The organism is Stenotrophomonas sp. 86428_Sma (genome assembly GCF_056481585.1).
Genome location: NZ_CM151156.1, coordinates 3,644,547 through 3,670,662 on the forward strand (window position 1 = coordinate 3,644,547; position 26,116 = coordinate 3,670,662).

A 26,116-nucleotide genomic window follows, 5' to 3' on the forward strand; every position below is an offset into this window, starting at 1 on the left:
CGGCACCCCGATCCGCCTTTGTCCGAGGCTGCTGCCGGCCAGCGGCCGGCACTCCCTCAGAACTTGCCTTCCTGGAAATCGACGAAGGCCTGCATCAGTTCCTGCCGCGTGTTCATCACGAACGGCCCGTGGCGCATCACCGGTTCGCGCAGCGGACGGCCGGCCACCAGGATCAACCGCGCACCTTCGCTGCCGGCCGAGAGGTGCAACTGCTCGCCACCGCCCAGCACCGCCAGTTCCTGGCGTGCAACGTCGCGCGCGGCGTCCTGCTCACCCACGGTCATCGCACCTTCGAACACGTAGGCGAACGCGTTGTGCCCCTCCGGCAGCGCATAGGTCCAGGCCCGGTCGGGCGCCAGCGTGATGTCGAGGTAGAGCGGATCGGTGGCCGGCTGCACGATCGGGCCATCGGTGCCGTCCACGCTGCCGGCAATCACCTTCACCTCCACGCCCGGCTCCGGGTGCACCACGGGAATGCGCTCGGGTGCGAATTCCTGATACTTCGGCTCGGTCATCTTCTCCTTCGCCGGCAGGTTCACCCACAGCTGGAACCCGCGCATCTGCCCGCTTTCCTGCTCGGGCATCTCCGAATGCACCAGGCCACGGCCAGCGGTCATCCACTGCACGCTGCCCGGGGTGAGCAGGCCTTCGTTGCCATGGTTGTCGCGATGCCGCATGCGCCCGTCGAGCATGTAGGTGACGGTCTCGAAACCACGGTGCGGGTGTTCCGGGAAGCCGGCGATGTAGTCCTCGGCGCGGTCGGTACCGAACTCATCAAGCAGCAGGAACGGATCCAGGTCGGGCAGCGTCGGGCCGCCGATGACGCGGGTCAGGCGCACGCCGGCACCGTCGGAGGTGGGCATGCCACGGATGGTGCGCAGTACGCGGACCGGTTCGGGAAAGCTCATGGCGACTCCTGTTGGATGGGTGCCACTGAAGATGGACGCCACACGGCCGTAGGCCAATGGATGGCTCCGCAACCGATTGTTCCATCCCTGATGTTCGCTGCACGTCAGCGCAGCCGCCGTACGACCAAAGTACTACCGCCGATTCGTCCTGTGCCAATTGACCCTGTCGTGGGCAAGCAGGACTCTTTGTCTGTCTTTCCGGGAGAGAGCACCTCATGAAAGGGTTTTCCAAACTGGGCTGGGCGGTACTCGCTCTGCTCGGCGCGTTCTGTCTGGGCACCGTGGCGCTGCGCCGCGGCGAACACATCAATGCCCTGTGGATCGTCGTCGCGGCGGTGTCGCTGTACCTCGTCGCCTATCGCTTCTACAGCCTGTTCATCGCCAACAAGGTGATGCAGCTGGATCCGACCCGGGCCACCCCGGCGGTGATCAACAACGATGGCCTGGACTACGTTCCGACCAACAAGCACGTGCTGTTCGGCCACCACTTCGCCGCCATTGCCGGCGCCGGCCCGCTGGTCGGCCCGGTGCTGGCCGCGCAGATGGGCTACCTGCCCGGCCTGCTGTGGCTGGTGGTGGGCGTGGTGTTGGCCGGTGCGGTGCAGGACTTCATGGTCCTGTTCCTGTCCAGCCGCCGCAATGGCCGCTCGCTGGGTGACCTGGTAAGAGAAGAGATGGGCCAGGTGCCCGGCACCATCGCGCTGTTCGGTGCGTTCCTGATCATGATCATCATCCTGGCAGTGCTGGCGATGGTGGTGGTCAAGGCGCTGGCCGAAAGCCCGTGGGGCATGTTCACGGTGATCGCGACGATGCCCATCGCGATCCTGATGGGCGTGTACATGCGCTACATCCGCCCCGGCAAGATCGGCGAGATCTCGGTGGTTGGCCTGATCCTGCTGCTGGCCGCGATCTGGTACGGCGGCAAGGTCGCCGCCGATCCGGTCTGGGGCCCGGCCTTCACCTTCACCGGCACCCAGATCACCTGGATGCTGATCGGCTACGGCTTCGTCGCCTCGGTGCTGCCGGTGTGGCTGCTGCTGGCCCCGCGTGATTACCTGTCGACCTTCCTCAAGATCGGCACCATCATCGCGCTGGCCATCGGCATCCTGGTGGTGATGCCGGAACTGAAGATGCCGGCGCTGACCCAGTTCGCCGCCAGCGGCGACGGCCCGGTGTGGAAGGGCGGCATGTTCCCGTTCCTGTTCATCACCATCGCCTGTGGCGCGGTCTCCGGTTTCCATGCACTGATTTCCTCCGGCACCACGCCGAAGCTGCTGGCCAATGAAGCGCACATGCGCTACATCGGCTACGGCGGCATGCTGATGGAATCGTTCGTCGCGGTGATGGCGCTGGTGGCGGCCTCGATCATCGATCCGGGCATCTATTTCGCGATGAACAGCCCGGCGGCGGTGATCGGTGCCGATGCGGCCTCGGCCGCGCACTACATCACCAACACCTGGGGCTTCACCATCACCCCCGAGCAGCTGACCGCGACTGCGGCGGCGATCGGTGAACCGACCATCCTGCATCGTGCAGGTGGCGCGCCAACACTTGCGGTAGGCATCGCGCAGATCCTGCACGAAGCGATTCCCAGTGGCAGCGACGCGATGATGGCGTTCTGGTACCACTTCGCGATCCTGTTCGAAGCGCTGTTCATCCTCACCGCGGTGGACGCCGGTACCCGTGCGGGCCGCTTCATGCTGCAGGACCTGCTGGGCAACTTCGTGCCGGCCCTGAAGAAGACCGAATCGTGGACCGCCAACATCATCGGTACCGCCGGCTGCGTGGCGCTGTGGGGCTACCTGCTCTACACCGGCGTGGTCGATCCGTTCGGCGGCATCCAGACGCTGTGGCCGCTGTTCGGCATCTCGAACCAGATGCTGGCCGGCATCGCATTGATGCTGGGCACGGTGGTGCTGTTCAAGATGAAGCGTGACCGCTATGCATGGGTGACTGCGGTACCGGCGGTGTGGCTGCTGATCTGCACCACCTACGCCGGCTTCATCAAGATCTTCGACAGCAATCCGGCACAGGGCTTCCTGGCACAGGCACACAAGTTCCAGGCCGCGCTCGCCAGCGACACCATCACTGCACCGGCCAAGTCGGTGGCGCAGATGAAGCAGATCGTGGTCAACGCCTACGTCAACACCGGCCTGACCGCGCTGTTCCTGCTGGTGGTGGGCGCGGTGCTGGTGTATTCGATCAAGACCATCCTGGCGGCCCGCCGCAATCCGCAGCGCACTGACCGCGAGACCCCGTACGTGGCGCTGAAGCCGCATGAAATGGTGGATCTGTGATGAGTACCCAACTGGTTCCCGCCGGCCAGTACCAGGCGCACCGCCGCATCTGGCGGCGCCTGGTGCAGACCGCACGACTGTGCTGTGGCATTCCTGATTACGACAACTACGTCCGGCACATGCTGGAAAAACATCCGGACCAGGAGCCGATGGACTACAAGACGTTCTTCCGCGAGCGCCAGGAAGCGCGTTATGGCGGACGCAACGGTGGCCGCTGCTGTTGAGGGTCCGGTTCAACAGCGCTCGAATGACGTTGAGTGGATCCACGCCATGCGTGGATGAAGCCTGGCAGATATCGAGTTGAGTCCGGGGTCGGATCCGTTTCCTCCGGGAAACGGATCTGACCCCTTCCTTGTTCATGGATACCCATGAAATGCATCCACGCATGGCGTGGATCTACGGAAGCATGACGCCAGGGCGGTCCGAACTCAGCCGGTGGCCATCCACTTCAGGATCAGGCCGGTGACGTAGGCCAGGCCCGTGCCGGTGGCATAACCCACCGTACCCAGCAGCACGCCCACCGGCGCCAGCGTCGGATGGAACGCCGCCGCCACCACAGGGGCCGAAGCGGCTGCGCCGATGTTGCCCTGCGAACCAATGGCGAAGAAGAACAGCGGCGCGCGCAGCAGCTTGGCCACCACCCACAGCACCAGCACGTGCGTGGCCATCCAGATCGCGCCGAGCAGGAACAGCCACGGCCGATCCAGCAGCGACAGCAGGTTCATCTGCATGCCGATGCAGGCGATCAGGAAGTACAGGAACACCGTGCCCAGCCGCGAAGCGCCTGCCGCTTCCAGCCGGCGCGCACGGGTGAAGCTCAGGCCCAGGCCCATCGCCGTGGACAGCAGGATCACCCAGACGAACTGGCTGTCGAGGCTGAACTGGCTGGCCCAGCTGACATTGGCCTTGAACCAGCCTGCCAGCGGCGCGGCGATGGCATGGGCCAGGCCAACGCCGCCCAGTGCCACGCCAACGATCACCATCAGGTCGGTCATGCTGGGAATGCGCGCGTTCTGCGCCTCGTAGGCACTGATGCGCGCCTTCATCTCGTCGATGGCACGGGTGTCGGCACCATTGCGGGTGTCGATCTGCTGTGCGCGGTTGGCCAGGAACAGCAGGATCGCCATCCACAGGCTGGCACAGGCCACGTCAACCACCGCGAACTGGCCGAAGGTGGTGGCATCGGTGCCGAACACCTCGCGCATGGCGACCATGTTGGCGCCGCCACCGATCCAGCTGCCGGCCAGCGCCGCCATGCCGGCCCAGGTATCACCGGCCACGGTTTCCGGATGGATCAGCTTCATCAGCTGGAACGAAACGATGGCGCCGAGCATGATGCCGGCGGTACCGGCACAGAACACGATCAGCAGTTTCGGGCCGAGCTTGATGACGCCTTTCAGGTCGATCGACAGGGTCAGCAGGACCAGCGCGGCCGGCAGCAGCACGTCACGCGCGACCGGGTTGTACAGCGAGGTGTTGTGGCCATCGATGACACCGGCGGTGTTGTAGACGGCGGGGATGAAATAGCACAGCAGCAGGGCCGGCACCCAGGCGAAGATCTTCTTCAGCAGCGGGGTTGGACCACTGGCGGCCCAGAAGATCAGGGCCAGGGTGGCGGCAATCAGGCCCAGTCCAACGATGTCGTTGCTGATCAGGGCAGTAGCGGGTTCGGTCGGCATGGGATCCTCTGTCGATCGAAAGAGCGGAGAAAAAAAAGCGCCGCATAAGGCGGCGCAGATCGAGATTAACATTGTCTTCACGCCCGGTCATGCTGCAGTGCCGACACCCCCCATCCCGTCAGGGAGCCCACTCATGCAGCTTGGTGCCTTTTCGGTCAGCCTCTCGGTGAAGGATCTCGCGGCCTCCCGTGCCTTCTACGAAGCCCTGGGCTTCTCGGTCACCGGCGGCGATCCGGCACAGAACTGGCTGGTGATGCGCAGCAACGGCACGGTGATCGGGCTGTTCCAGGGCATGTTCGAGGGCAACCTGCTGACCTTCAACCCCGGCTGGGACCAGCACAAGCAGGAACTCCCCCACTTCCAGGATGTGCGTGAGCTGCAGGCAGAGCTGGATACCAGGGGCATCGAACTGGCGGTCCGCACCGATCCTGATGGCCAGGGTACGGGCTATCTGCAGTTGGCCGATCCCGACGGCAACGTGATCCTGATCGACCAGCACGTGGCGCGACCGAACGGGCGTTGAAGCGGACAGCCATTGCCTGGGTGGGCGTCGACCTTGGTCGACGAACGGCATGCCAACCAAGGTTGGCATCTACCAGAGCACGCCCAGCCACCGCCGGGGCATGCCAACCAAGGTTGGCATCTACCAGAGCACGCCCAGCCACCGCCGAGGCATGCCAACCAGGGCTGGCACCTACCAGAACACGGACAGCCACCGCCTGGGTAGGCGTCGACCTTGGTCGACGAACGGCATGCCAACCAAGGTTGGCATTTACACGAACGGCCGGATCAGCGCGGTCGCGAGGCACTGAAATCGAGCGTGACACGCGTGCCACGCGGCTCGCAGGGCTGCAACTGCAGGGTCCATCCGAGGTGCTCGCACAGCCGCGCGATCAGATCCAGTCCGATGCCGCCGCCACGATCGGCGCGTTCGCCACGGGCCATCCGCGCATGGATCGCCGCGATCTCCTCCGGGCTCATGCCATGTCCCGGGTCCTGCAGGGTCAGCACCGCCGATGAACTCAGGCCCAATTCGATGTGGCCACGGCCACTGTTCTCGATGGCGTTGCGCAGCAGGTTGCCGATCGCTGCCTGCACCACCGCCAGCGGCGCGACGATGTCCACCGGTGCGGCCTGGATGCCGATGCTCAGGTCCTTGTCGCCCAGCAGGTGGCGATGGTCGTCGACGATCTCCGGCAGCAGCTGGTCCAGCGCGATGCGCTCGGCACGCGCCGCCAGTCGCGCCGGATCACGCGCCAGCACCAGCAGCAGTTCGATCAGCTGCTCCACGCTCTGCGCGGTGCGCAGTACCCGCTGCATCTGCTGGCGCGCGCGCTCGGGCAGGCCCGGTTGCTCCAGCGCCAGTTCGGCGGCACCGGTCATCACCGCGATCGGCGTGCGCAATTCGTGGCTGGCGGTGCTGATGAAGACCCGCTCGCGTTCGACGAACTGCTCGTTGCGGTCCAGGTAATCGTTCAGCGCATTGGCAATGGTGTGCAGCTCTGAGCTGCCGCGCGGGTCGACCTCGATGCGCTGCCCCTGCACGCCCGGCCTGAGCGCGGCGATGTGTTGTGCCAGCAGGCTCAGCGGACGCACCATCCGCTCCATGCCGAACGAAGCCATCAGCACGGTAACGAAGATCATGATCACCCCGGCCAGCATCACCCAGCGCGTGGCGAACTGTTCCAGGTCATGGAAGTCGGAGATGTCCAGTACCAGCGCGACCCGTCCCATCGACTGGGTTTCACGCACCATCACCGCCGTCTCGCGGCCCTTGACCATTACGCCGTCGTGCAGCCCTGGATGCAGGGTACGCAGGCTATCGGGAAGGTTGACCGCGTCGAAGCGGTACAGGCTCAGCGTGTCCGAATCCTGCCAGCGATAGTGCGGTTCGTGCTCGACATGCTCGACGATGCTGTCGAGCTCGGAGTTGAGCAGCGCGCGCCAGGCAGCATGCTCGGCGTGCTCGTGCACGTAGTTGCCGACGCTGAACACCGCGATCGACAGCAGCGCCAGATAGCCCAGCAACCACCACACCACGCGCCGGTACAACGGCCCCGGCTTACGCGCCCTCATCAGCATTCCTGCCGGCGTCGGCACCCTCCACTACCGCCAACCGGTAACCCACACGCGGCAGGGTGTGGATCAGCTTCTCGGCAAACGGACCGTCAACGCTGCGACGCAACTCGTAGACATGCGAACGCAGCAGGTCGCCATCCGGCGGCTCGTCGCCCCACAGGGCGAACTCCAGCTGCTGTCGCGTCACCGCACCCGGGCTGGCCCGCATCAGCACTTCCAGCAGTTTGCGGCAGGCCGGGTACAGGTGCAGCACCTGGCCCTCACGCTGGGCCTCCAGCGTCGCCAGGTCCAGCACCAGGTCGCCCACCTGCAGGCGCTTGCGCGGGTTGCGGCCCTGCGCACGCAGCAGCAGCGCTTCCAGCCGCACCTCCAGCTCGGGCAGGGCGAACGGCTTGGTCAGGTAGTCGTCGGCACCGGCGCGGAAACCGGCGATCTTGTCCGGCAGTTCATCGCGCGCGGTCAGCATGATCACCGGCACCTCCGACGCGTGTTCGGCACGCAGCCGGCGCAGCACTTCCGGTCCCTCCATGCGCGGCAGCATCCAGTCCAGGATCACCGCATCGTAGGGGTGGCTGCCGGCCAGGTGCAGGCCGGTGATGCCATCCGGGGCCACGTCCAGCACATGCCCGCGCGACTCGAAATAGTCGAACAGGTTGGCCACCAGCTGGCGGTTGTCCTCGATCACCAACAGACGCATGCACGAAACATCCACGGAAGTTCGTACCATGGTAGCGCCGCCCATGTCGGAATGCGGTCGTCCCGCCCCCTTCTGACGCTTTTCCCACCCCTGCCACCTCAGAATGGCCGTTTTGCTCCCGGAGCCTGCCGTGCCCGTAGCCCTGCCCCGCCGTTGGCGCCTGCCCCTGTTATGGCTGCTGATCATTGCTGCATTGGCAGCGGGCATCGGCCTTCGGCAGCCGCAGCCACCGGACGAGCCGCGCTTCGTGCTGGCCGCACGGACCATGGTCGAGAGCGGGCAATGGCTGCTGCCGCATCGTGGCAGCGAGCTGTATGCCGAGAAACCACCGGTGTTCATGTGGCTGCAGGCGGCCGCCTACGAGGTGGTCGGCAGCTGGCAATGGTCGTTCCTGCTGCCGTCATTGCTGGGCGCCCTGCTGAGTCTGTGGCTGGTGTCGGATCTGGCACGGCGGCTGTGGTCGCCGCGGCATTCCATCTATGCCCTCGCGGCGCTGTTCTGCACCCTGCAGTTCGGGCTGATGGCCAAGCGTGCGCAGATCGACATGGTGCTGGTGGGGATGACCACCGTCGCCCTGTGGGGCTTGATGCGGCACCTGTGCGAACGTCGCAACCTGCCCGCGTTGTGGCTGGCCGGTTTCGCCGCCGGTGTCGGCACGGTGACCAAGGGCGTGGGTTTCCTGCCGCTGCTGCTGGTGCTGCCCTGGTTCGGCTGGTGGCTGTACCAACGCCGTCGCGGGCACCGTGTGGAGGGTCCGCACCCGGCAACGCTGCTGTGGTTGATCCCGGCGTTCCTGCTGGGCGTGGGCGTGTGGCTGGCGCCGCTGGGCTGGGCCCTGCTGCATACGCCCAGCGCCGAACTGCAGGCCTACGCGCACGAGCTGTTGTTCAAGCAGACCGGCACCCGCTACGCCAATGCCTGGCACCACCGGCAGCCGGCCTGGTACTACCTGCAGGTGATCCTGACCCTGTGGCTGCCGGGCAGCCTGCTGCTGCCGATGCTGTTCAAGCCCTGGTGGCGCCGCATCCGTCGTGGCGATCGCCGCCAGTGGCTGCTGCTGGGCTGGGCCGTACTGGTACTGGTGTTCTTCAGTGCCAGCCCGGGCAAGCGCGAGGTGTACCTGCTGCCGATGCTGCCGGCGATGGCACTGGCCGTGGCGCCGCTGCTGCCCGGCCTGCTGCGCCGCGTGTGCGTGCGCCGCTACCTGTTCGGCTACAGCGTGGTGCTGATGCTGGCCACCGGCGTACTCGGCGTGATGCTGATGACCGAGCACCCATGGGCGTTGGCGCAACTGCAACGCCGCGCCATGCCCGAGACGTTGCTGCCGGTGCTGGGCGATGGCCTGCTGACCTTCGCCATTGCCCTGGCCACGCTGATCGTGTGGCTGCGGGTACGCCGTGCCGCGACGCTGGTACTGCTGACCCACGGCATGCTGTGGATGCTCTACGGCCTGGTGCTGATGCCTGCACTGGACCCCTTCGCTTCGGCGTCGGCACTCATGCGCCGGGTGGGCGCGCGGATCGGACCCGACGCCGAACTGGCGCTGGTGGCCTGGCGCGAGCAGAACCTGTTGCAGGCCGACCGGCCGGTGCGCGAGTTCGGCTTCAAGCGGCCCTGGGCCGAGCAGTGGCACGACGCCGGCCCGTGGCTGGCCGAGGCACCGGGCAAGCGCTGGCTGCTGGTGCTGGACGATGCGATGAGCCCGTGCGTGGACCCGAGCAAGGTGATCGATATCGGTATTGCCAACAGGAATCGCTGGCAACTGCTTCCCGGTACCGCGTGGGACGCGGAATGCCACGCCGAACGGGCCGGCGCGACCGCTGAAGAAGACTGAACGCTGACACGTGCCGGGCAAGCATTAACCCGGCACGAACGAGCGTCCGACCCTTCTCCGACATCCAGGTGACGAGCATGGCCGCGGATTCCCGACCCGCCCGTTCCCAGCATGCCCGTCCGTCCCCTTGATTCGGTAGCGCCGCTTGCGACATCGCCACTGGCGTCAAAATTCGCCGTAACTCACCTCTGGCTGCCTGTCGCACTCGGTCTGCCCGTGTTTACGCTGCTGATGGGTTTCGGCGGCGACCAATGGGTGGCCGATCACCTGTTCCACCTTGAGGGTGGCCATTGGGCGCTACAGGACGCCTGGGTCACCCGCACGGTGGTGCACAAGGCCGGCAAGTGGCTGAGCACAGCTGCTGCGCTCGTGGCGATCCTGCTGTGCTTCCACCACTGGCGAAAGGGTCGCGATCGCACCCTGCGGTGGGCGCTGCTTTATGTCGTGATTGCCATGGCCTTGGGCACAGGTGTGATCTCCCTGCTGAAGTCGCTGGTGCCGATGGAATGCCCCTGGGACCTGCTGCGCTACGGTGGCCACCAGCCGTTCATCGGGCTTTTCACGGCACGCCCCGCAGGCATGGCCGCACAGGCCTGCTTCCCGGCCGGCCACGCCAGCGCGGGCTATGCATGGTTGTCCCTGTACTTTTTCGCCTTGCTGTGGCGCCCTTCATGGCGCTGGGCCGGGTTGTGGATCGGCCTTGGCACCGGCCTGGTATTCGGCGTGAGCCAGCAACTGCGGGGCGCGCATTTCCTTTCGCATGACGTTGCTACTGCGTTGATCTGCTGGCTGCTTTCGCTGGGCCTGTATCTGATCGTCAAACGCGTCCTGGCCCGCCGTCAGCTGGACCGTCCCCACCGCCAGGAGGCAAACGCATGAGTGCATCGGTCCAACGCCCCGCCCGCCTTCCCGCGTTGGCGAACCTTCGCCGCTGGCGGCCGCAGCTGTCCACCGAAGCACTGATCGCACTGACCAGCCTGTTCTTCGCAGTGGCCGGCAACGGCCTGTTCTGGCACAGCGCGATGGCCAGCCATCCGGGCAGCCTGCGCTACGCGCTGTCGCTGCTGCTGTTGCTGCTGGGTGCGCACGGCGTGCTGCTGGGTATCCTGGTCTGGCGCTGGAACGCCAAGGTGGTGATCAGCCTGTTGCTGCTGGTGACCGCATTCGCTGCGCATTACATGAGCCGTTACCACATCTACCTGGATGCGGACATGCTGCGCAACGTGCTGGCGACCGATCCCAAGGAAAGCCGTGAGCTGATGACCGTGTCGCTGCTGTGGCCGGTGTTGTTGCTGGCAGTGCTGCCGATGGCGGTGCTGTGGCGCGTGCAGCTGCGCCGCCGCAGCTGGGGCCGCAGCCTGCTGTGGCGCCTCGGCTTCCTGGTGGTGGCGGCGGTGACTGCGGTCGGCGGCGCGTTGATCTCGTTCCAGGACGTCTCGGCACTGATGCGCAACCAGCGCGAAGTGCGTTACCTCGCCACCCCGGCCAATGTGCTGCTGGGCATGCCGCGTGCACTGCGTGGCGACAACCCGGTACAGCGCGCACCGAAGTTGCCGATCGGTACCGATGCCAAGGCCACCCCGCGTGCCCCTGCCAGCAAACCGCGCCTGCTGGTGATCGTCATGGGCGAGACCGTGCGCGCGCAGAACTGGGGGCTCAACGGTGGCCGCAACACCACCCCGGAACTGGCGCAGGCCAGCGTGATCAATTTCCCGGACATGCACTCGTGCGGCACCAGCACCGAGGTTTCACTGCCGTGCCTGTTCTCGCCATGGGGCCGGCACGACTACGACGAGAAGAAGATCCGCGCGCACCAGTCGCTGCTGCACGTATTGAACCGTGCCGGTATCGCGCCGCTGTGGCGTGACAACCAGTCCGGCTGCAAGGGCGTGTGCGAAGGCCTGGACTTCCAGTCATTGTCCGATGCGACCACCCCGGGCCTGTGCGCTGACGGCCGCTGCATGGACGAAATCCTGCTGCAGGACCTGGCCACCCAGGTACGTGCAAAGCCGGGCGACCGGGTGGTGGTGCTGCATCAGCTGGGCAACCACGGCCCGGCCTACTTCGAGCGCTACCCGCCCGCGTTCCGCCGCTTCACCCCCACCTGCGATACCCGCGACATCGGCCGCTGCTCGCGCGAAGAGATCACCAACAGTTACGACAATGCCGTGCTGTACACCGATCACTTCCTGACCAAGACCATCGGTACGCTGCAGGGCATGCAGGACTACGACACGGCGATGATCTACCTGTCCGACCACGGCGAGTCGCTGGGCGAGAAGGGCCTGTTCCTGCATGGCGTGCCCTACGCCATCGCCCCGGCCGAGCAGACCCGGGTACCGATGACGATGTGGTTCTCGCAGGGCTTCGCCAGCAGCCGCGGGCTGGACCTGCAGTGCGTGCGCAAGCGTTCGGCGGCCTACACCGACCACGACAACCTGTTCCCGTCGGTACTGGGCCTGATGCAGGTAAAGACCTCGCTGTACGAGCGTGACCGCGACGTGTTCGCCAACTGCGAGGGTTGAGGGTTGTTCGGCAGGGCTTGCAGCCCTGCACCCGCGGTAGTGCCGGCCGCTGGCCGGCAGCCTCGACAGCGACAGCAACAGCAACAGCAACAGCAGAAGCTGGCTATCCGTGGGTTGGCGGGGTGGGTCCGGTTGCGGGGGACGCCGTAAATACATGCCTGTAGGCTCGGTCGCGCCATCCATGGCGCTCACGCCCCCGCAACCGGACCCACCCCGCCTTCGACAGTTTTCCGCGATCTGATGGAACGGCCTTGGGGTCAGATCCGTTTTCCGGAGGAAACCGGATCTGACCCCAGATTCATTTCGATATCTGACAGATGTGTCGACCAAGGTCGACACCTACCCACAGCACACGGAATCTGTCGGAGGTGGGGCGGTGTCGGAGTGCGGGGTGTCAGCCGCATGGATGCGGCTGCCAAGCCTACAGGGACGTACTTGCGGCGTCCCCGCACTCCGACACCGCCCCGCCAAACCACGGAATACCCGCTTCTGACGTTGACGTTGCTTGAAGGCTTCGGCAGGTGAAGGGCGCAGCCCTGCCGAACCCAACCGACTTCCGCCACTTGCGGTGGCGGCGACGGCCCACTAGCCTTCGGCCGTCGTTCACCACCCAAGGACCGCCCGTGAAACACCGTCATCTCCTGCTGGCCTCGGCAATCGCCGTCGCCACGCTGGCCCTGGCCGCCTGCAAGAAGGAAGCTGCGCCAGGCACCGATACCGCCAGCAGCAGCGCCCCGGCCGGCGAAACCGCCGACCAGTTCGTGGCCCGCATCAATGCCGAATTCAAGGCCGCCTACCCGGAGATGACCTCGGCGCAGTGGCTGTCCTCCACCTACATCAACAGTGATTCGGAACGTATCGCGGCCAAGGCCAACGAGCGCTCGCTGACCCAGCTCAACAGCTGGATCGAACAGGCCGCCAAGTTCGATGGCAAGCCGATGAGCGAGGACAGCAAGCGCGCGATCCACCTGCTGAAGCTGATGTCCTCGATGCCGGCACCGCGTGACCCGGCCAAGCTGGCCGAGCTGACCCAGATCGCCACCCGCATGGAAGGCAGTTACGGCGCCGGCAAGTACTGCACCGATGCCAACGATCCCAACTCCTGCCGCCAGCTGGGCGAGCTGGAGCAGGTGCTGGCACGCAGCCGCGACTACGACAAGCAGCTCGACGCCTGGCAGGGCTGGCACAGCACCACCAAGAGCATGCGCGGCGACTACCAGAAATTTGTCGGTCTGGTGAACGAAGGTGCCAAGGGCATGGGCTTCACCGATGCCGGCCAGATGTGGCGCAGCGGCTACGACATGCCGCCGGAGCAGATCGGCCCGGAAACCGATCGCCTGTGGGAACAGGTCAAGCCGATGTACGAGCAGCTGCACTGCTACGCACGCGGCAAGCTGGACAAGACCTACGGCAAGGACAAGGCGGAAGTGGGCAATGGCCTGATCGCCGCACACCTGCTGGGCAACATGTGGCAGCAGGACTGGTCGAATCTGTGGGACCAGCTGGAGCCGTATCCGGGTGCCGGCAGCCTGGACATCACTGCAGCGCTTGAAAAGCAGTACCAGACCAACCTGAGCGCGGCGCTGGCCAAGGCCGGCAAGGATGCCAACGTAGCGGCGCAGTATAAGGCACAGCGCGAGGCCGAACTGCGTACCGCCAAGCAGATGACCGAGCGCGCCCAGGACTTCTACGTGTCGCTGGGCATGCCGTCGCTGCCGCAGTCGTATTGGGAAAAGACCCAGTTCATCAAGCCCGATGACCGCGACGTGGTCTGCCACGCCAGTGCCTGGGACATGAACATGGAAGGCGATGTGCGCACCAAGATGTGCATCAAGCCGAACGAAGAAAACTTCACCACCATCTACCACGAGCTGGGCCACATCTATTACGACCTGGCCTACAACCCGCTGCCGCCGCTGTTCCAGGGCGGTGCCAACGATGGCTTCCATGAAGCGATCGGCGACACCATCGTGCTGGCGATGACGCCCAAGTACCTCAGCTCGATCGGCCTGGTTGATGCGCCGACCGAAAGCCGCGAAGCGGTCATCAACAACCAGATGCGCATGGCGCTGTCGGGCGTGTCGTTCCTGCCGTTCGGGCTGATGATCGACCGCTGGCGCTGGGGCGTGTTCGATGGATCGATCACCGCCGACAACTACAACAAGGCGTGGTGGGACCTGAAGGCCAAGTACCAGGGCGTGGCTCCGGCCAGCACCCGTGGCGAGGAGTTCTTCGATCCGGGCGCGAAGTACCACGTGCCGGGCAACACCCCGTACACCCGCTACTTCCTGGCGCGCATCCTGCAGTTCCAGTTCTACAAGGGCCTGTGCGACGCGTCCGGCTACAAGGGCCCGCTGCATGAGTGCACCTTCTACGGCAACAAGGAAGCCGGCCAGAAGTACTGGGCGATGCTGAGCAAGGGTGCCAGCCAGCCGTGGCAGGCCACGCTGAAGGAGCTGACCGGCACCGACAAGCTCGATGCCGGCCCGATGATCGAGTACTTCACCCCGGTCAACGAGTGGCTGAAGCAGCAGAACGAAGGCCAGATGTGCGGCTGGCAGGCCAACGCGGCCCCGGCGGCGAAATGAAAAAAGGGGCGGATCCGAAAGGATCCGCCCCTTTCCGGTAATGCCGGCCGCTGGCCGGCAACTACGCGATGAAGACCCAACGGGCAGCCGGCCAGCGGCCGGCTCTACCGAAACAGCAGTCAAAGGCCAGATGTGCGGCTGGCAGGCCAACGCGGCCCCGGCGGCAAAATGAAGAAAGGGGCGGGTCCGCGAGGATCCGTCCCTTTCCGGTAGTGCCGGCTGCCGGCCGGCAACTACGCGATGAAGACCCAACGGGCAGCCGGCCGGCGGCCGGCTCTACCGAAACAGCAGTCAAAGGCCAGATGTGCGGCTGGCAGGCCAACGCGGCCCCGGCGGCGAAATGAAAAAGGGGCGGATCCGAAAGGATCCGCCCCTTTCCGGTAGTGCCGGCCGCTGGCCGGCAACTGCACGGTGGAAATCCGTCTGGCAGCCGGCCAGCGGCCGGCTCTACCGCAACAGCGGTCAGCTGTTCTTCTTCGCGGCCATCGCTGCGGCCAGCTCGGCCTTGAATTCCTCGAAGGTCTGGCCCTTGTCCCTGGCTTCGGCCTGTGCGGCATCGCGCAGCGCATCGGAGTACATCAGGCGCACCGGCGTGCCGTTGCGCTCGTGCAGTTCACCGGCCTGCATGATCAGCGCCAGCACCTGCGCAGCGCTCTCGCTGTGGCCCGCGATGCGGCCGTCCATGCCCAGCACCCATTCGCCGTCGCGGCGCACGACACCGGCCAGCAGGGTGCGCTGTGCATCGCGCAGTTCCGCATGCGGCTCCACCGGCGAGGCCTGCGCGGCGGCCTTGTTGGCGGCCTGCTTTTCCTGGCGACGGCGCTGGTCGCGGCGGGTCTTGGAGCTGGTGGACATGGTGCGGTACCGCTGCGAAGGGGGCGCAAGGATAGCGCACCCCGCCCGCAGCACCGCTTCACACCCCTCAGTCCAGCACTTTGCCGTGCCGCCAGTAGCCCATGAAGGTGATCGCGCGGCGGTCCAGCCCGCAGTCGCGCACCAGATGGCGACGGATCGCCATCACGGCCCCCGCCTCGCCCGCCACCCAGGCATACAGCGGCCCGGCCACACCGGTTTCGGCCTGCTCCCAGAGGATCTGCGTATCGACGTCGATCTCCTCCAGCGCATCGCCGGCGGTCACGCCCGAGGTCGCTGCCAACCGCGCCTGGACCGCCTGCAGCAACCGCTGTCCGTAGGCGGCCTGCCCGCGCGGCAGCCAGACCAGCTCGGCGCTGGAGGGCGCCTTCAGGTGCACCGCATCACCGGCCTGCGCCACCTCCAGCAGCGCCAGCGTGCGCGGTGGGTCGACCATGGCCGCCAGCTCCTCGAGGATGCCGGCCACCGCAGGCAACGCGGTTTCATCGGCCACCAGCAGCACCTGGCCGACACCGGCCGGTGGCTTCCACTCCCAGCCCTCGCTGCTCCCGGCACAGTCGGCGTCCGGGGCCAGCAGCACCACGCGGTCGCCTGGGCGGGCGTGCATGGCCCAGCGCGAGGCGGGGCCGGTTTCGCCATGGATGACGAAATCGACGTCGACCTCGCCCTGCTCGGCGCGCAACTGGCGGATGGTGTAGGTACGCATCGGCGGGCGCTTGTCATCCGGCAGGGCCCGGTAGCGTGGGTACCAGTCTTCACCGCTGGGGACCTGCGGCACCTCCTGGCCGGGCAAGGGGAAGAACACCTTGATGCGCTGGTCAGGGCCTTCGGTCTTCATCCGCGCCACGTCGGCACCGGTGAACACCATGCGGTCCAGGGAAGGGGAAAGAACGCGGCGCTCCTTCAGCGCCACCTCGAACAGGCGGTAGGTCTGCTGCGCAGCCATGGGGAACCTCATGCAACGACATCGGATTGGCTGGCTGTCGTGCATCCACGCACCGGCTGGCTGGAGTGCCCAGCCTAGTCCGGTCGTTCCTCTTCGCAAGCGTTGCGGGCAAAGCGGCCGGCCCTACCCCTGCGCGCTGCTCAATGGCCCGTGCAGGCCGCCTGTGCCGCGCGTTCACGCTGGTGTTCCCAGTACCAGAACACGAAGCCGGCGGCGAAGAACGCGGCCTGCCCCAGCGCCAGGTACAGCGGGCTGGCGCTGAGCAGCGGCGACACCACGCCGGCCACCACCGTGCTGATCATCAGCTGCACGAAGGCCTGCAGAGACGAAGCCAGGCCGCGCTGGTGCGGGTACATGTCCAGCACCGCCAGCGCCAGGATCGGGAAGATCAATGCCATGCCCATGCCGCCCAGGAAGATCGGCAGCACCGCCCACGGCAGCACGAACTGCGGGGCCAGCGCCACGTAGCCGACGTTCAACAGCACCGACAGCGCGCACAGGCCGAAACCGATGGCGACCTGGCGGGTGGGCGTGGTGTGCCCGGCCATGCGCCCGGACAGGAACGAGCCGGTGGTCATGCCGCCGATGGTGGGGATGAACAGCCAGGCAAAACCACCCTCGCCCAGATGCAGGTGCTGCATCACGAACACCGGCGCCGAGGAGATGTACAGGAAAATGCCGCCGAAACCGATGCTGCCGGCCAGCGCCAGGCGCAGGAACCGCGGGTTGAAACCAATGCGCACGTAATCACGCAGCAGCACGCGCGGCGACAATGGCACCCGTGCCTCCACCGGATGGGTTTCCGGCAGGTAGCGTGCAGTGGCCGCCAGCAGGAGCAGCGCAAACACCACCAGGAACCAGAAAATCAGTGGCCAGCCGGCGCCACTGAGCAGGATCCAGCCGCCAATGATCGGTGCGATGGCCGGAGCGATGCCGAACAGCATCGATACCTGGCTCATCAGGCGCTGCGCGTCGTGGCCGTGGTACAGGTCGCGGATCACCGCGCGGCCGACGATCATGCCGACGCCTGCTGACAGGCCCTGCAGCGCACGGAACGCCAGCAGCGTGGTCAGGTCGGTGGACAGCGCGCAGCCGACCGAAGCGCCGACGAACACCACCAGGCCACCGAGGATCACCCGCTTGCGGCCCCAGGCATCGGACAGCGGGCCGTGCGCCAGGCTCATCAGGCCGTAGAACAGCAGGTACACGCTGATGGTCTGCTGCACCGCCACTTCGTCCACCGCCAGGCGCTGGGCCAGCTGCGGGAACGCGGGGAAGATGGTGTCGATTGAAAACGGACCGAACATGGCCAGGCCGGCGAGCAGCAGGGCCATGCGGCGGGTGGAGGGAGCAACAGCGGCGGTCATGGGGAAGGCGTCCGGCAGGGCCATGCGCGGCACGCACGGCGGGCGCCGGTCCCCTTCTGCAGGGACGGCGCCAGATGAATTCGGGTATCCACCCATCATAGGTGGGGATTGCGCCCGATGCCATGCAGCGGTGCACAAATCGCACGGCCGGGCCATCGGCCATTCAGGCGCGGCGGCCATGCCTGGAGGCGGCCGGCGGGCCCGCAACGGGCTATAATCAGCGGGCAACACGGTGGGAGAAGCGGAACACCGCTGCCGAAGGCGCAACGCCCGTAATCGCTCAGGCCCGATACCACCTGTAACACAACTCTGGAGAGACCGGTTCGATCCGGCGCCGAAGGGGCACGAAGCTGCGGTCCGCCGCGCTTTTAAACTCTCAGGCAAAAGGACAGAGGGGCGCCCCGCAGACCGCCGACCGGCGGCTTGTGCCCGTGCGTGTGCCCTTTCCTGACGGATCCTTCGCCATGTCCCAGAACACCCCTTCCCTGCGTGAGCTCGAGCACCACAACGCGTTCGTCGAGCGCCACATCGGCCCCAACGACGCCGAGATCGCGCAGATGCTCGACGTCGTCGGCCACGCGTCGCTGGATGCGATGACCGACGCCATCGTGCCGGCCAAGATCAAGTCGCCGGCACCGCTGGCACTGCCGGAGTCGATGACCGAAGTGCAGGCACTGGCGAAGATCCGTGCGATCGCCGACAAGAACACCGTGCTGCGCAGCTTCATCGGCCAGGGTTACTACGGTACCCACACGCCGAACGTGATCCTGCGCAACATCCTGGAAAACCCGGCGTGGTACACCGCCTACACCCCGTACCAGGCGGAAATCTCGCAGGGCCGCATGGAAGCGCTGATCAACTTCCAGACCCTGTGCGCCGACCTCACCGGCATGGAAATCGCCAACGCCTCGCTGCTGGACGAAGCCACAGCCGCCGCCGAAGCGATGACCCTGGCCAAGCGTTCGGCCAAGTCGAAGTCGGACACCTTCTTCGTGCACGACGCCGTGCACCCGCAGACCCTCGAACTGCTGCGCACCCGCGCCGAGCCCATGGGCATCGTGCTGCGCGTGGGCACTCCGGCCGAAGCGCTGGAAGCGGAAGCCTTCGGCCTGCTGCTGCAGTATCCGGATACCTTCGGCCAGGTCGGCGACTACAAGGCACTGGTCGATGCCGTGCACGCGCGCGGCGGCCTGGTGGCCGTGGCCACCGACCTGCTGGCCCTGACCCTGCTGGCCGCTCCGGGCGAATGGGGCGCGGACATCGTGGTCGGCAACAGCCAGCGTTTCGGCGTGCCGTTCGGCTTCGGTGGCCCGCACGCCGCCTTCATGGCCTGCCGTGACGCCTACAAGCGCTCGATGCCGGGCCGCCTGATCGGCGTCTCGATCGACGCGCAGGGCAACCCGGCCTACCGCCTGACCCTGCAGACCCGCGAGCAGCACATCCGCCGCGAGAAGGCCACCTCCAACATCTGCACCGCACAGGTGCTGCTGGCGGTGATGGCCTCGATGTACGCCGTTTACCACGGCCCGGACGGCCTGACCCGCATCGCCCGCCGCACCCATCGCCTGGCCTCGATCCTGGCCGCCGCGCTGCGCAACGCCGGCGTGCAGGTCGGTGGTGACTTCTTCGACACCCTGCATGTCACCGGCGTGCATGCCGATGAGATCCACGCCAAGGCACGCGCCGCCGGTTACAACCTGCGCGCGATCGACAGCGACTCGGTCGGCATCAGCCTGGACGAGACCGCTACCCGCGCCGACGTGGTCGCGCTGGCCGCCGTGTTCGGTGCGCAGGCCGACGTCGATGCGCTGGATGCCAGCACCGCCGATGCGCTGCCGGCCGGCCTGCTGCGCCAGTCCGCGTTCCTGACCCACCCGGTGTTCAACACCCACCATAGCGAGCACGAGCTGCTGCGCTACCTGCGTTCGCTGGCCGACAAGGACCTGGCAATGGACCGCACGATGATCCCGCTGGGCTCGTGCACCATGAAGCTCAACGCCACCGCCGAGATGATCCCGATGACTTGGCCGGAGTTCTCGCAGATCCACCCGCTGGTGCCGGCCGACCAGGCGCTGGGCTACAAGGAACTGATCGACACGCTGGAAGCGATGCTGGTGGAATGCACCGGCTACGACGCGGTCAGCCTGCAGCCGAACTCCGGCGCGCAGGGCGAGTACGCCGGCCTGCTGGCGATCCGCGCCTACCACCGCTCGCGCGGTGAGGAACATCGCGATATCTGCCTGATTCCGGACTCGGCGCACGGCACCAACCCGGCCTCGGCACAGATGTGCGGCATGAAGGTGGTGGTGACCAAGACCGATGCCAACGGCAACGTCGACGTCGAGGACATCCGCCTCAACGCCGAGAAGTACAGCGACCGCCTGGCCGCGATCATGATGACCTACCCGTCCACGCACGGCGTGTTCGAGGAAGAGGTGGTGGAGATCTGCGAGATCATCCACAAGCACGGCGGCCAGGTGTACACCGACGGTGCCAACATGAACGCCCTGGTCGGCGTGGCCAAGCCGGGCAAGTGGGGTTCGGATGTTTCGCACCTGAACCTGCACAAGACCTTCTGCATCCCGCACGGTGGTGGCGGCCCGGGCGTCGGCCCGTGCGCGGTCAAGGAGCACCTGGCCCCGTTCCTGCCGGGCAAGCTGGGTGACAACGGCCCGGTCGGCATGGTCAGCGCTGCCAGCTTCGGCAGCGCCTCGATTCTGCCGATCAGCTGGATGTACATCGCGATGATGGGCCGCGACGGCCTGCGCAAGGCCACCCAGGTCGCGCAGCTCAACGCCAACTACATCGCCAAGCGCCTGGCCCCGCACTTCAAGACCCTCTACACCGGCCGCAACGGCCTGGTGGCACACGAGTGCATCCTGGACGTGCGCCCGCTGGAGAAGACCAGCGGCATCGGCGCCGAGGACGTGGCCAAGCGCCTGATCGACTTCGGCTTCCACGCCCCGACCCTGAGCTTCCCGGTGGCCGGCACGCTGATGGTCGAGCCGACCGAGAGCGAGTCGCTGCACGAGCTGGATCGCTTCATCGACGCGATGATCCAGATCCGCGAGGAGATCACCGCGATCGAAGACGGCCGCCTGGACCGCGAGGACAACCCGCTGAAGAACGCGCCGCACACCGCCACCGCGGTGACCGCGAGCGAGTGGACCCACGCCTACCCGCGCGAACTGGCCGCCTTCCCGCTGGCCAGCCTGAAGCAGAGCAAGTACTGGCCGCCGGTGGCCCGTGTCGACAATGTGTACGGCGACAAGAACGTGATGTGCGCCTGCATCCCGGTCGATGCCTACAAGGATGATGAAGTCGAGGCTTGATTCCTCGCTGCATCGGTAAACAGAACGGCCCGCGCAAGCGGGCCGTTTTCATAAGCGCGTGTGGACCAAGGTCCACACCCACAAACATCCGATCACGGATCCGGCATCTGCCCCAGGCTCAACTGCCACGAGACACCGAAGCGGTCCTGCACCCAGCCGTAGCGGTTGCTGAAATCGTAGTCACCCACCGGCATCAACCAATGACCGCCTTCGCCCAGCACGCGTGCGGCACGCTCGAACTGCTCGGCGCCGGAGCACTCCACGAACAGCGAGATCGACGGTGAGAAGGTGAAATCGTGCACGTCCAGGCTGTCGAAGCACAGGTAGTGGGTTCCACCGAGCAGGAAGATGGCCTGGCGGACCTGCCCGGGCACGCCGGCACCGGCGCCGTCCGGATGGCGCTGCATTGCCAGCAGGCGGAAATCGGCGAAGGCCTCGGCATACAGAGCCAGGGCCGCTTCGGCCTGGCCGGTGAACATCAGGAAGGGGCGGCTGCGCAGCATGCGGTACTCCTGGTCGACGGGCCGCGGACGGCCCACACGATCAGGATGGCACGGCAGATGTACAGCCCCCGTGGTAGTGCCGGCCGCTGGCCGGCAGCTTCAGTCACGCCTCGCGCATGCGCCGGGCGATGGCGCTGCTGGCGGCGATCGTGGCAGTCAGTGCCACCATCGACAGGAACTGCAGGCGGGTGTGCGACTCGCTCAGCAGCAGGCCGAAGATCAGTGCCAGGATCGCCAGCGCACAGACGGTCAGCCACGGGAATCCGGCCATGCGGAACGGCAGGCGGGTGCCGAGGCGGTCGGCCCGGCGGCGCAGCACCAGCTGCGACACCAGCGACAGCGTCCACACCAGCAGGCAGGTGGAACCGACGATGTTCAGCAGCACCGGCAGTACCCGGTCCGGGAACAGCAGTTCCATCACCGTGGCGGCAAAGCCGAACAGCACGCTGGCCAGCACGGCGATCACCGGTACCTGGCGCGGGTCGGTCCAGCCCAACACGGCCGGGGCTTCGCGGCGCTGCGCCAGCGAGTACATCATGCGCGAGGCGCCATAGAGGTTGGCATTGAGTGCCGACAGCAGTGCGATCACGGCGATCAGGGTGATGGCCGTACCCGCGCCCGGGATGCGGGCGATATCCAGCACCGCAGCGAACGGCGACTTCAGCGCCTCGCTGGTCCACGGCACCACGGCGATGATCACGCTCAGCGAGCCGATGTAGAACACCAGGATGCGCCAGGCCACGGTGCGGATGGCACGGGCAATGCTGCGCTCGGGATCTTCGGTTTCGGCCGCAGCGACGGCTACGATCTCGGTCCCGCCAAAGGCAAAAACGACAACCAGCAGTGCCGCGCCAATACCGGCCAGCCCCTTCGGCGCGAAGCCGCCATGCTCGGTGAAGTTGCTCAGGCCCGGCGAGGTCACCTGCGGCAGCCAGCCCATCAGCAGCGCCACGCCGATGGCGATGAAGGCCAGGATCGCCACCACCTTGAGGATGGCGAACCAGAATTCGAACTCGCCGAAGTTCTTCACTCCCAGCAGGTTGATCGCGGTGAAGAACAGCATGAAGGCCAGCGCCGCCATTGGTACCGGTATCGCCGGCCAGACCGTGGCAAGAAGCCCGGCCGCGCCTACCGCCTCGGCGGCGATCACGATCACCAGCTGCACCCACCACAGCCAGCCCACGGTGGCGCCGGCGGTGGCTCCCATGGCATCAGCGGCATAGACCGAGAACGCGCCACTGGTCGGCTTGGCCGCCGCCATCTCGCCCAGTGCGTTCATCACGATGATCACCAGCGCACCAGCGACCAGATACGACACCAGGACCGCCGGACCGGCCGCCTGCACACCCACGCCCGAGCCGAGGAAGAGGCCGGCGCCGATGGCGCTGCCCAGGCCCATCATGATCAGCTGGCGGGGCTTGAGCGAGTGCCCGAGGCGGGACGGCGAAGCGGTCGGAATCGAGTTGGGCATCGGCAGGGCTGGCGGCGGCTACAGGGGCGACACCTTACCCTGTCCCGTGCCCACGGGGATAGGCACAGCGCAGCAGGCGGCTCAGGCCAGCGCCGGCTCGCCGACGTTGCCACCAATACGGGCCCGGTAGGCGCGCGGCGAGAAACCGGTTTCAGCCTTGAACTTGCGGGTAAAGGCGCTCTGGTCGCTGAAACCGCAGGCCTGGCCGATGCAGGCGATGCTGTCGTCACCGTGCAGCAGGTGCATGGCCATCTGGATCCGCAGTCGGGTCAGCACCTGCTGCGGGGTCATCTGGAACACCTTGCGGAAGCTGCGCTCCAGCTTCGACAGCGAGAAGCCGGTGATGTCCAGCAGGGTCTGCATGCGCACGTTCTCGGCGTAGTGCGCATTGAGGTGGGCCAGGGCCAGCCGCAGCTGCTCGTATTGGGTGCCCAGGCTGTCCTTCTGGCCGAGGTCGCGGGATATGCCGATCAGGCCCTCGATGGCCCCATCGACCACCAGCGGGCGCTTGCAGGTCAGGCACCAGCCCGGTTCGCGGTTGGCGAACAGGTGCAGCTCCATCAGGTTCTCGATCACCTCACCGGACAGCACGCGGGCGTCCTGGTCGACGTAGTCCGCGCTGAGGCCGGTCGGGTAGATTTCAGCCGCGGTACGCCCGATCACGTCCTTGCGCGCGCGCAGGCCCAGCCGCCGCAGCATGGTCTGGTTGACGTGGGTGTAACGCCCCTGAAGGTCCTTGATGAAGAACAGCACATCCGGGATGGCGTCGAACAGGGCTTCGATGTCGGCGGGCTCGACTCGCATGGGGCAAGCATACCCGAGCCTGCTTTTGCCTGTACGTTCACCTTTGCCGGACCTCGGTTTAACGGGCTCGGTTCCAGTGTCGTGGTTCTCTTTCAGATCATCCGGAGCCAACGTCAATGGCCGCCAGCAAGCCGACCGGCAAGCGCGCAACCACCCACGCTGAAAACCAACACCGGGGCAACGGTGATGAACTGCACCAGCAGGCCGGGGGCAGCCATCCGGTGATGACCACCGATCAGGGCATCCCGGTGGCGGACAACCAGAACTCCCTGCGGCAGGGAACCCGGGGGCCCACGCTGCTGGAGGACTTCATCCTGCGCGAGAAGATCACCCACTTCGATCACGAACGCATTCCCGAGCGCATCGTGCACGCACGTGGCAGCGCAGCACATGGCTACTTCGAATTGACCCGATCGCTGAAAGCGCATACCCGCGCGCGCGTCCTGACCGAAGTAGGCGTGAAGACACCCGTGTTCACCCGCTTCTCGACGGTAGCCGGTGGCGCAGGCTCGGTGGACACCCCGCGCGACGTGCGCGGCTTCGCGGTCAAGTTCTATACCAAGGAGGGCAACTGGGACCTGGTCGGCAACAACATCCCGGTGTTCTTCATCCAGGACGCCATGAAATTCCCGGACCTGGTGCACGCGGTGAAGATGGAACCGGACCGTGCCTTCCCGCAGGCGGCCACGGCCCACGACACCTTCTGGGATTTCATCTCGCTCATGCCCGAGTCGATGCACATGATCATGTGGGCAATGAGCGACCGTGCCATTCCGCGTTCGCTCCGCATGATCGAAGGCTTCGGCGTGCACAGCTTCCGCCTGCTGAACGAGGCAGGTGAGTCGACCTTCGTCAAGTTCCACTGGCGGCCGAAGCTGGGCATCCAGTCAACGGTCTGGGACGAAGCGCTGAAGCTGCAGTCGGCCGACAATGACTTCCATCGCCGTGACCTGTTCGAGGCCATCCAGCGCGGTGACTTCCCGGAATGGGAGCTGGCAGTGCAGCTGTTTACGGAAGAAGAGGCCGACGCATTCCCGTTCGATCATCTGGACCCGACCAAGATCATTCCCGAATCACTGGTGCCGTTGCAGGTCATCGGCCGCATGGTGCTGGACCGCTGGCCGGACAACTTCTTCGCCGAGACCGAGCAGGTGGCGTTCTGCCCGGCCAACGTGCCGCCCGGCATTGACTTCAGCAACGATCCGCTGCTGCAGGGGCGCCTGTTCTCCTATCTGGACACCCAGCTGCTGCGCCTGGGCGGCCCCAACTTCCACCAGATCCCGGTGAATGCTCCGAAGTGCCCGTTTTCCAATCATCAGCGCGACGGGCACATGCAGATGCAGGTGCCCAAGGGCCGGGTGGCCTACGATCCCAGCTCGCTGCAGGACGACACACCACGCGAGACCCCGAGCGGCTTCCGTAGCCACGCCACTGCGGACGACGGTCGCAAGGGGCGGACCCGCGCGGAGAGCTTCGCCGACCACTACAGCCAGGCGCGCATGTTCTTCCGCAGCCTTGAAAAGCCGGAACAGGCCCATCTGGCATCGGCGCTGGTGTTCGAGTTGTCCAAGGTGGAAACGTTGAAGGTGCGGGTGCGTACCGTCAGCCACCTGCGCAATATCGACGACTCACTGGCACAGCGAGTGGCCGACGGGTTGGCGTTGCCTGCACTGCCCGACCCGGCGCCGACCGCTACTCCAGTGCGGGACATGCCCCCCGCCCCCGAAGTGCGGGTGATTGGTCGCAACAAACCCACCCTGCAAGGGCGCTGCATCGGCATCCTGTTCGACGAAGGCTCCGACGCGCGCTTGATTGCCAGCCTGAGCAAAGCGGCCCGGAAGGCAGGTGCAAACGTGAAGCTGGTCGCACCAAAAGTGGGAGGCGCCACGCTCAGTGACGGCAGCGTACAGGCCGCCGATGGGCAACTGGCCGGCACGCCATCGGCCGTGTTCGATGCGGTGGCCGTGGTGCTGAGCGTAGAGGCATCAAAGGCGTTGTCGAAAGAGAGCGCTGCCCTTGAGTTCGTCAGCCAGGCGTGGGCGCACCTGAAGGCCATCGCCAGCGACGCGGGCGGCCAGGCGCTGCTGAAGGCGGCAAGGGTCGGCAACGACGCCGGCATCGTCGAAGCGGAAGACGCCAAGGCATTCCTGGCAGCGACCGCCACCCGCCAGTGGGCGCGCGAACCCAAGCTGCGCCTGCTGGCCTGACTACAA

General features: G+C 66.3%; 19 protein-coding genes and 1 riboswitch. Of the genes, 9 read left to right on the top strand and 10 right to left on the bottom strand.

The genetic code is table 11. The features are described from left to right. Nucleotides 1–56 precede the first annotated feature (56 nt). Entirely contained in the window at nt 57–908 is an 852-nt protein-coding gene (locus tag ACZK3J_RS16840) for a pirin family protein (protein WP_032129856.1), read from the bottom strand. Nucleotides 909–1,123: 215 nt separating this feature from the next. Here ACZK3J_RS16840 and ACZK3J_RS16845 point away from each other — a divergent pair, with 215 nt between their 5' ends. Further along, on the top strand, nt 1,124–3,205 hold the full coding sequence (locus ACZK3J_RS16845) for a carbon starvation CstA family protein (RefSeq protein ID WP_049401342.1): 2,082 nt from the start codon (nt 1,124–1,126) through the stop codon (nt 3,203–3,205). Next, nucleotides 3,205–3,429: a YbdD/YjiX family protein gene (locus tag ACZK3J_RS16850; RefSeq protein ID WP_005410613.1), complete on the top strand. Its 225-nt coding sequence runs from the start codon at nt 3,205–3,207 to the stop codon at nt 3,427–3,429. Before ACZK3J_RS16845 ends, ACZK3J_RS16850 begins: the two co-directional genes overlap by 1 nt. Before the next feature lie 204 nt (nt 3,430–3,633). On the opposite strand, the gene ACZK3J_RS16855 is transcribed toward ACZK3J_RS16850, so the two are convergent. Then, nucleotides 3,634–4,884, bottom strand: coding sequence for a DUF819 family protein (locus ACZK3J_RS16855; RefSeq protein ID WP_049421249.1), 1,251 nt, complete (start codon nt 4,882–4,884; stop codon nt 3,634–3,636). A gap of 133 nt (nt 4,885–5,017) precedes the next feature. On the opposite strand from ACZK3J_RS16855, the gene ACZK3J_RS16860 reads away from it, so the two are divergent. After that, a complete protein-coding gene (locus tag ACZK3J_RS16860) occupies nt 5,018–5,407 on the top strand; it encodes a VOC family protein (RefSeq protein ID WP_049401346.1) in 390 nt (129 codons plus the stop codon). Nucleotides 5,408–5,673: 266 nt separating this feature from the next. Here ACZK3J_RS16860 and ACZK3J_RS16865 read toward each other — a convergent pair whose 3' ends face one another. Continuing rightward, nucleotides 5,674–6,960, bottom strand: coding sequence for a sensor histidine kinase (locus tag ACZK3J_RS16865; RefSeq protein WP_149909210.1), 1,287 nt, complete (start codon nt 6,958–6,960; stop codon nt 5,674–5,676). Continuing rightward, nucleotides 6,947–7,660: a response regulator transcription factor gene (locus ACZK3J_RS16870; RefSeq protein WP_032129861.1), complete on the bottom strand. Its 714-nt coding sequence runs from the start codon at nt 7,658–7,660 to the stop codon at nt 6,947–6,949. Before ACZK3J_RS16870 ends, ACZK3J_RS16865 begins: the two co-directional genes overlap by 14 nt. Nucleotides 7,661–7,790: 130 nt before the next feature. Here ACZK3J_RS16870 and ACZK3J_RS16875 point away from each other — a divergent pair, with 130 nt between their 5' ends. The 4 genes from ACZK3J_RS16875 to ACZK3J_RS16890 all read left to right on the top strand — a co-directional run bounded on the left by ACZK3J_RS16875 (nt 7,791) and on the right by ACZK3J_RS16890 (nt 14,607). Then, the gene (locus ACZK3J_RS16875; RefSeq protein WP_049461541.1) at nt 7,791–9,494 is read left to right on the top strand and encodes an ArnT family glycosyltransferase; all 1,704 of its coding nucleotides are present in this window, start codon (nt 7,791–7,793) and stop codon (nt 9,492–9,494) included. A 111-nt stretch (nt 9,495–9,605) separates the two neighbouring features. Beyond that, the gene (locus ACZK3J_RS16880) at nt 9,606–10,373 is read left to right on the top strand and encodes a phosphatase PAP2 family protein (protein WP_149909212.1); all 768 of its coding nucleotides are present in this window, start codon (nt 9,606–9,608) and stop codon (nt 10,371–10,373) included. Continuing rightward, nucleotides 10,370–12,019, top strand: coding sequence for a phosphoethanolamine transferase (locus ACZK3J_RS16885; protein ID WP_134950779.1), 1,650 nt, complete (start codon nt 10,370–10,372; stop codon nt 12,017–12,019). The genes ACZK3J_RS16880 and ACZK3J_RS16885 overlap by 4 nt, the downstream gene beginning before the upstream one ends. 623 nt (nt 12,020–12,642) lie before the next feature. Then, a complete protein-coding gene (locus ACZK3J_RS16890; RefSeq protein WP_134951370.1) occupies nt 12,643–14,607 on the top strand; it encodes a M2 family metallopeptidase in 1,965 nt (654 codons plus the stop codon). 462 nt (nt 14,608–15,069) lie between these two features. Here ACZK3J_RS16890 and ACZK3J_RS16895 read toward each other — a convergent pair whose 3' ends face one another. From ACZK3J_RS16895 to ACZK3J_RS16905, 3 genes are all read right to left on the bottom strand, one after another. Beyond that, on the bottom strand, nt 15,070–15,462 hold the full coding sequence (locus ACZK3J_RS16895; protein WP_049463130.1) for a hypothetical protein: 393 nt from the start codon (nt 15,460–15,462) through the stop codon (nt 15,070–15,072). 67 nt (nt 15,463–15,529) lie between these two features. Continuing rightward, nucleotides 15,530–16,426, bottom strand: coding sequence for a siderophore-interacting protein (locus ACZK3J_RS16900; RefSeq protein ID WP_134951369.1), 897 nt, complete (start codon nt 16,424–16,426; stop codon nt 15,530–15,532). 140 nt (nt 16,427–16,566) lie between these two features. Next, on the bottom strand, nt 16,567–17,793 hold the full coding sequence (locus ACZK3J_RS16905; RefSeq protein ID WP_478476085.1) for a multidrug effflux MFS transporter: 1,227 nt from the start codon (nt 17,791–17,793) through the stop codon (nt 16,567–16,569). Between the two features lie 299 nt (nt 17,794–18,092). Next, nucleotides 18,093–18,195, top strand: a riboswitch (glycine riboswitch). Between the two features lie 62 nt (nt 18,196–18,257). Here ACZK3J_RS16905 and gcvP point away from each other — a divergent pair. Continuing rightward, complete coding sequence (gcvP, locus tag ACZK3J_RS16910) at nt 18,258–21,125, top strand: aminomethyl-transferring glycine dehydrogenase (RefSeq protein WP_478476086.1); 2,868 nt, start codon at nt 18,258–18,260, stop codon at nt 21,123–21,125. A gap of 92 nt (nt 21,126–21,217) precedes the next feature. On the opposite strand, the gene ACZK3J_RS16915 is transcribed toward gcvP, so the two are convergent. From ACZK3J_RS16915 to ACZK3J_RS16925, 3 genes are all read right to left on the bottom strand, one after another. Next, nucleotides 21,218–21,628: a VOC family protein gene (locus ACZK3J_RS16915; protein WP_005410627.1), complete on the bottom strand. Its 411-nt coding sequence runs from the start codon at nt 21,626–21,628 to the stop codon at nt 21,218–21,220. A 103-nt stretch (nt 21,629–21,731) separates the two neighbouring features. Then, nucleotides 21,732–23,099, bottom strand: coding sequence for an amino acid permease (locus tag ACZK3J_RS16920; RefSeq protein WP_134951366.1), 1,368 nt, complete (start codon nt 23,097–23,099; stop codon nt 21,732–21,734). An 81-nt stretch (nt 23,100–23,180) separates the two neighbouring features. Further along, the gene (locus ACZK3J_RS16925) at nt 23,181–23,903 is read right to left on the bottom strand and encodes an AraC family transcriptional regulator (RefSeq protein WP_032127825.1); all 723 of its coding nucleotides are present in this window, start codon (nt 23,901–23,903) and stop codon (nt 23,181–23,183) included. Nucleotides 23,904–24,019: 116 nt separating this feature from the next. Here ACZK3J_RS16925 and ACZK3J_RS16930 point away from each other — a divergent pair, with 116 nt between their 5' ends. Next, a complete protein-coding gene (locus tag ACZK3J_RS16930) occupies nt 24,020–26,110 on the top strand; it encodes a catalase (RefSeq protein ID WP_134951365.1) in 2,091 nt (696 codons plus the stop codon). Nucleotides 26,111–26,116 lie beyond the last annotated feature (6 nt).

Excerpts from the sequence above, each read along its gene's own strand:
- ACZK3J_RS16895 (WP_049463130.1), bottom strand. The coding sequence starts at position 15,462 with ATGTCCACCAGCTCCAAGACCCGCCGCGACCAGCGCCGTCGCCAGGAA.
- ACZK3J_RS16845 (WP_049401342.1), top strand. The coding sequence starts at position 1,124 with ATGAAAGGGTTTTCCAAACTGGGCTGGGCGGTACTCGCTCTGCTCGGC.
- ACZK3J_RS16870 (WP_032129861.1), bottom strand. The coding sequence starts at position 7,660 with ATGCGTCTGTTGGTGATCGAGGACAACCGCCAGCTGGTGGCCAACCTG.
- ACZK3J_RS16915 (WP_005410627.1), bottom strand. The coding sequence starts at position 21,628 with ATGCTGCGCAGCCGCCCCTTCCTGATGTTCACCGGCCAGGCCGAAGCG.
- ACZK3J_RS16930 (WP_134951365.1), top strand. The coding sequence starts at position 24,020 with ATGGCCGCCAGCAAGCCGACCGGCAAGCGCGCAACCACCCACGCTGAA.
- ACZK3J_RS16880 (WP_149909212.1), top strand. The coding sequence starts at position 9,606 with ATGCCCGTCCGTCCCCTTGATTCGGTAGCGCCGCTTGCGACATCGCCA.
- ACZK3J_RS16905 (WP_478476085.1), bottom strand. The coding sequence starts at position 17,793 with ATGACCGCCGCTGTTGCTCCCTCCACCCGCCGCATGGCCCTGCTGCTC.
- ACZK3J_RS16855 (WP_049421249.1), bottom strand. The coding sequence starts at position 4,884 with ATGCCGACCGAACCCGCTACTGCCCTGATCAGCAACGACATCGTTGGA.
- ACZK3J_RS16900 (WP_134951369.1), bottom strand. The coding sequence starts at position 16,426 with ATGGCTGCGCAGCAGACCTACCGCCTGTTCGAGGTGGCGCTGAAGGAG.
- ACZK3J_RS16860 (WP_049401346.1), top strand. The coding sequence starts at position 5,018 with ATGCAGCTTGGTGCCTTTTCGGTCAGCCTCTCGGTGAAGGATCTCGCG.
- ACZK3J_RS16885 (WP_134950779.1), top strand. The coding sequence starts at position 10,370 with ATGAGTGCATCGGTCCAACGCCCCGCCCGCCTTCCCGCGTTGGCGAAC.
- ACZK3J_RS16865 (WP_149909210.1), bottom strand. The coding sequence starts at position 6,960 with ATGAGGGCGCGTAAGCCGGGGCCGTTGTACCGGCGCGTGGTGTGGTGG.
- ACZK3J_RS16925 (WP_032127825.1), bottom strand. The coding sequence starts at position 23,903 with ATGCGAGTCGAGCCCGCCGACATCGAAGCCCTGTTCGACGCCATCCCG.
- gcvP (WP_478476086.1), top strand. The coding sequence starts at position 18,258 with ATGTCCCAGAACACCCCTTCCCTGCGTGAGCTCGAGCACCACAACGCG.
- ACZK3J_RS16840 (WP_032129856.1), bottom strand. The coding sequence starts at position 908 with ATGAGCTTTCCCGAACCGGTCCGCGTACTGCGCACCATCCGTGGCATG.
- ACZK3J_RS16920 (WP_134951366.1), bottom strand. The coding sequence starts at position 23,099 with ATGCCCAACTCGATTCCGACCGCTTCGCCGTCCCGCCTCGGGCACTCG.
- ACZK3J_RS16850 (WP_005410613.1), top strand. The coding sequence starts at position 3,205 with ATGAGTACCCAACTGGTTCCCGCCGGCCAGTACCAGGCGCACCGCCGC.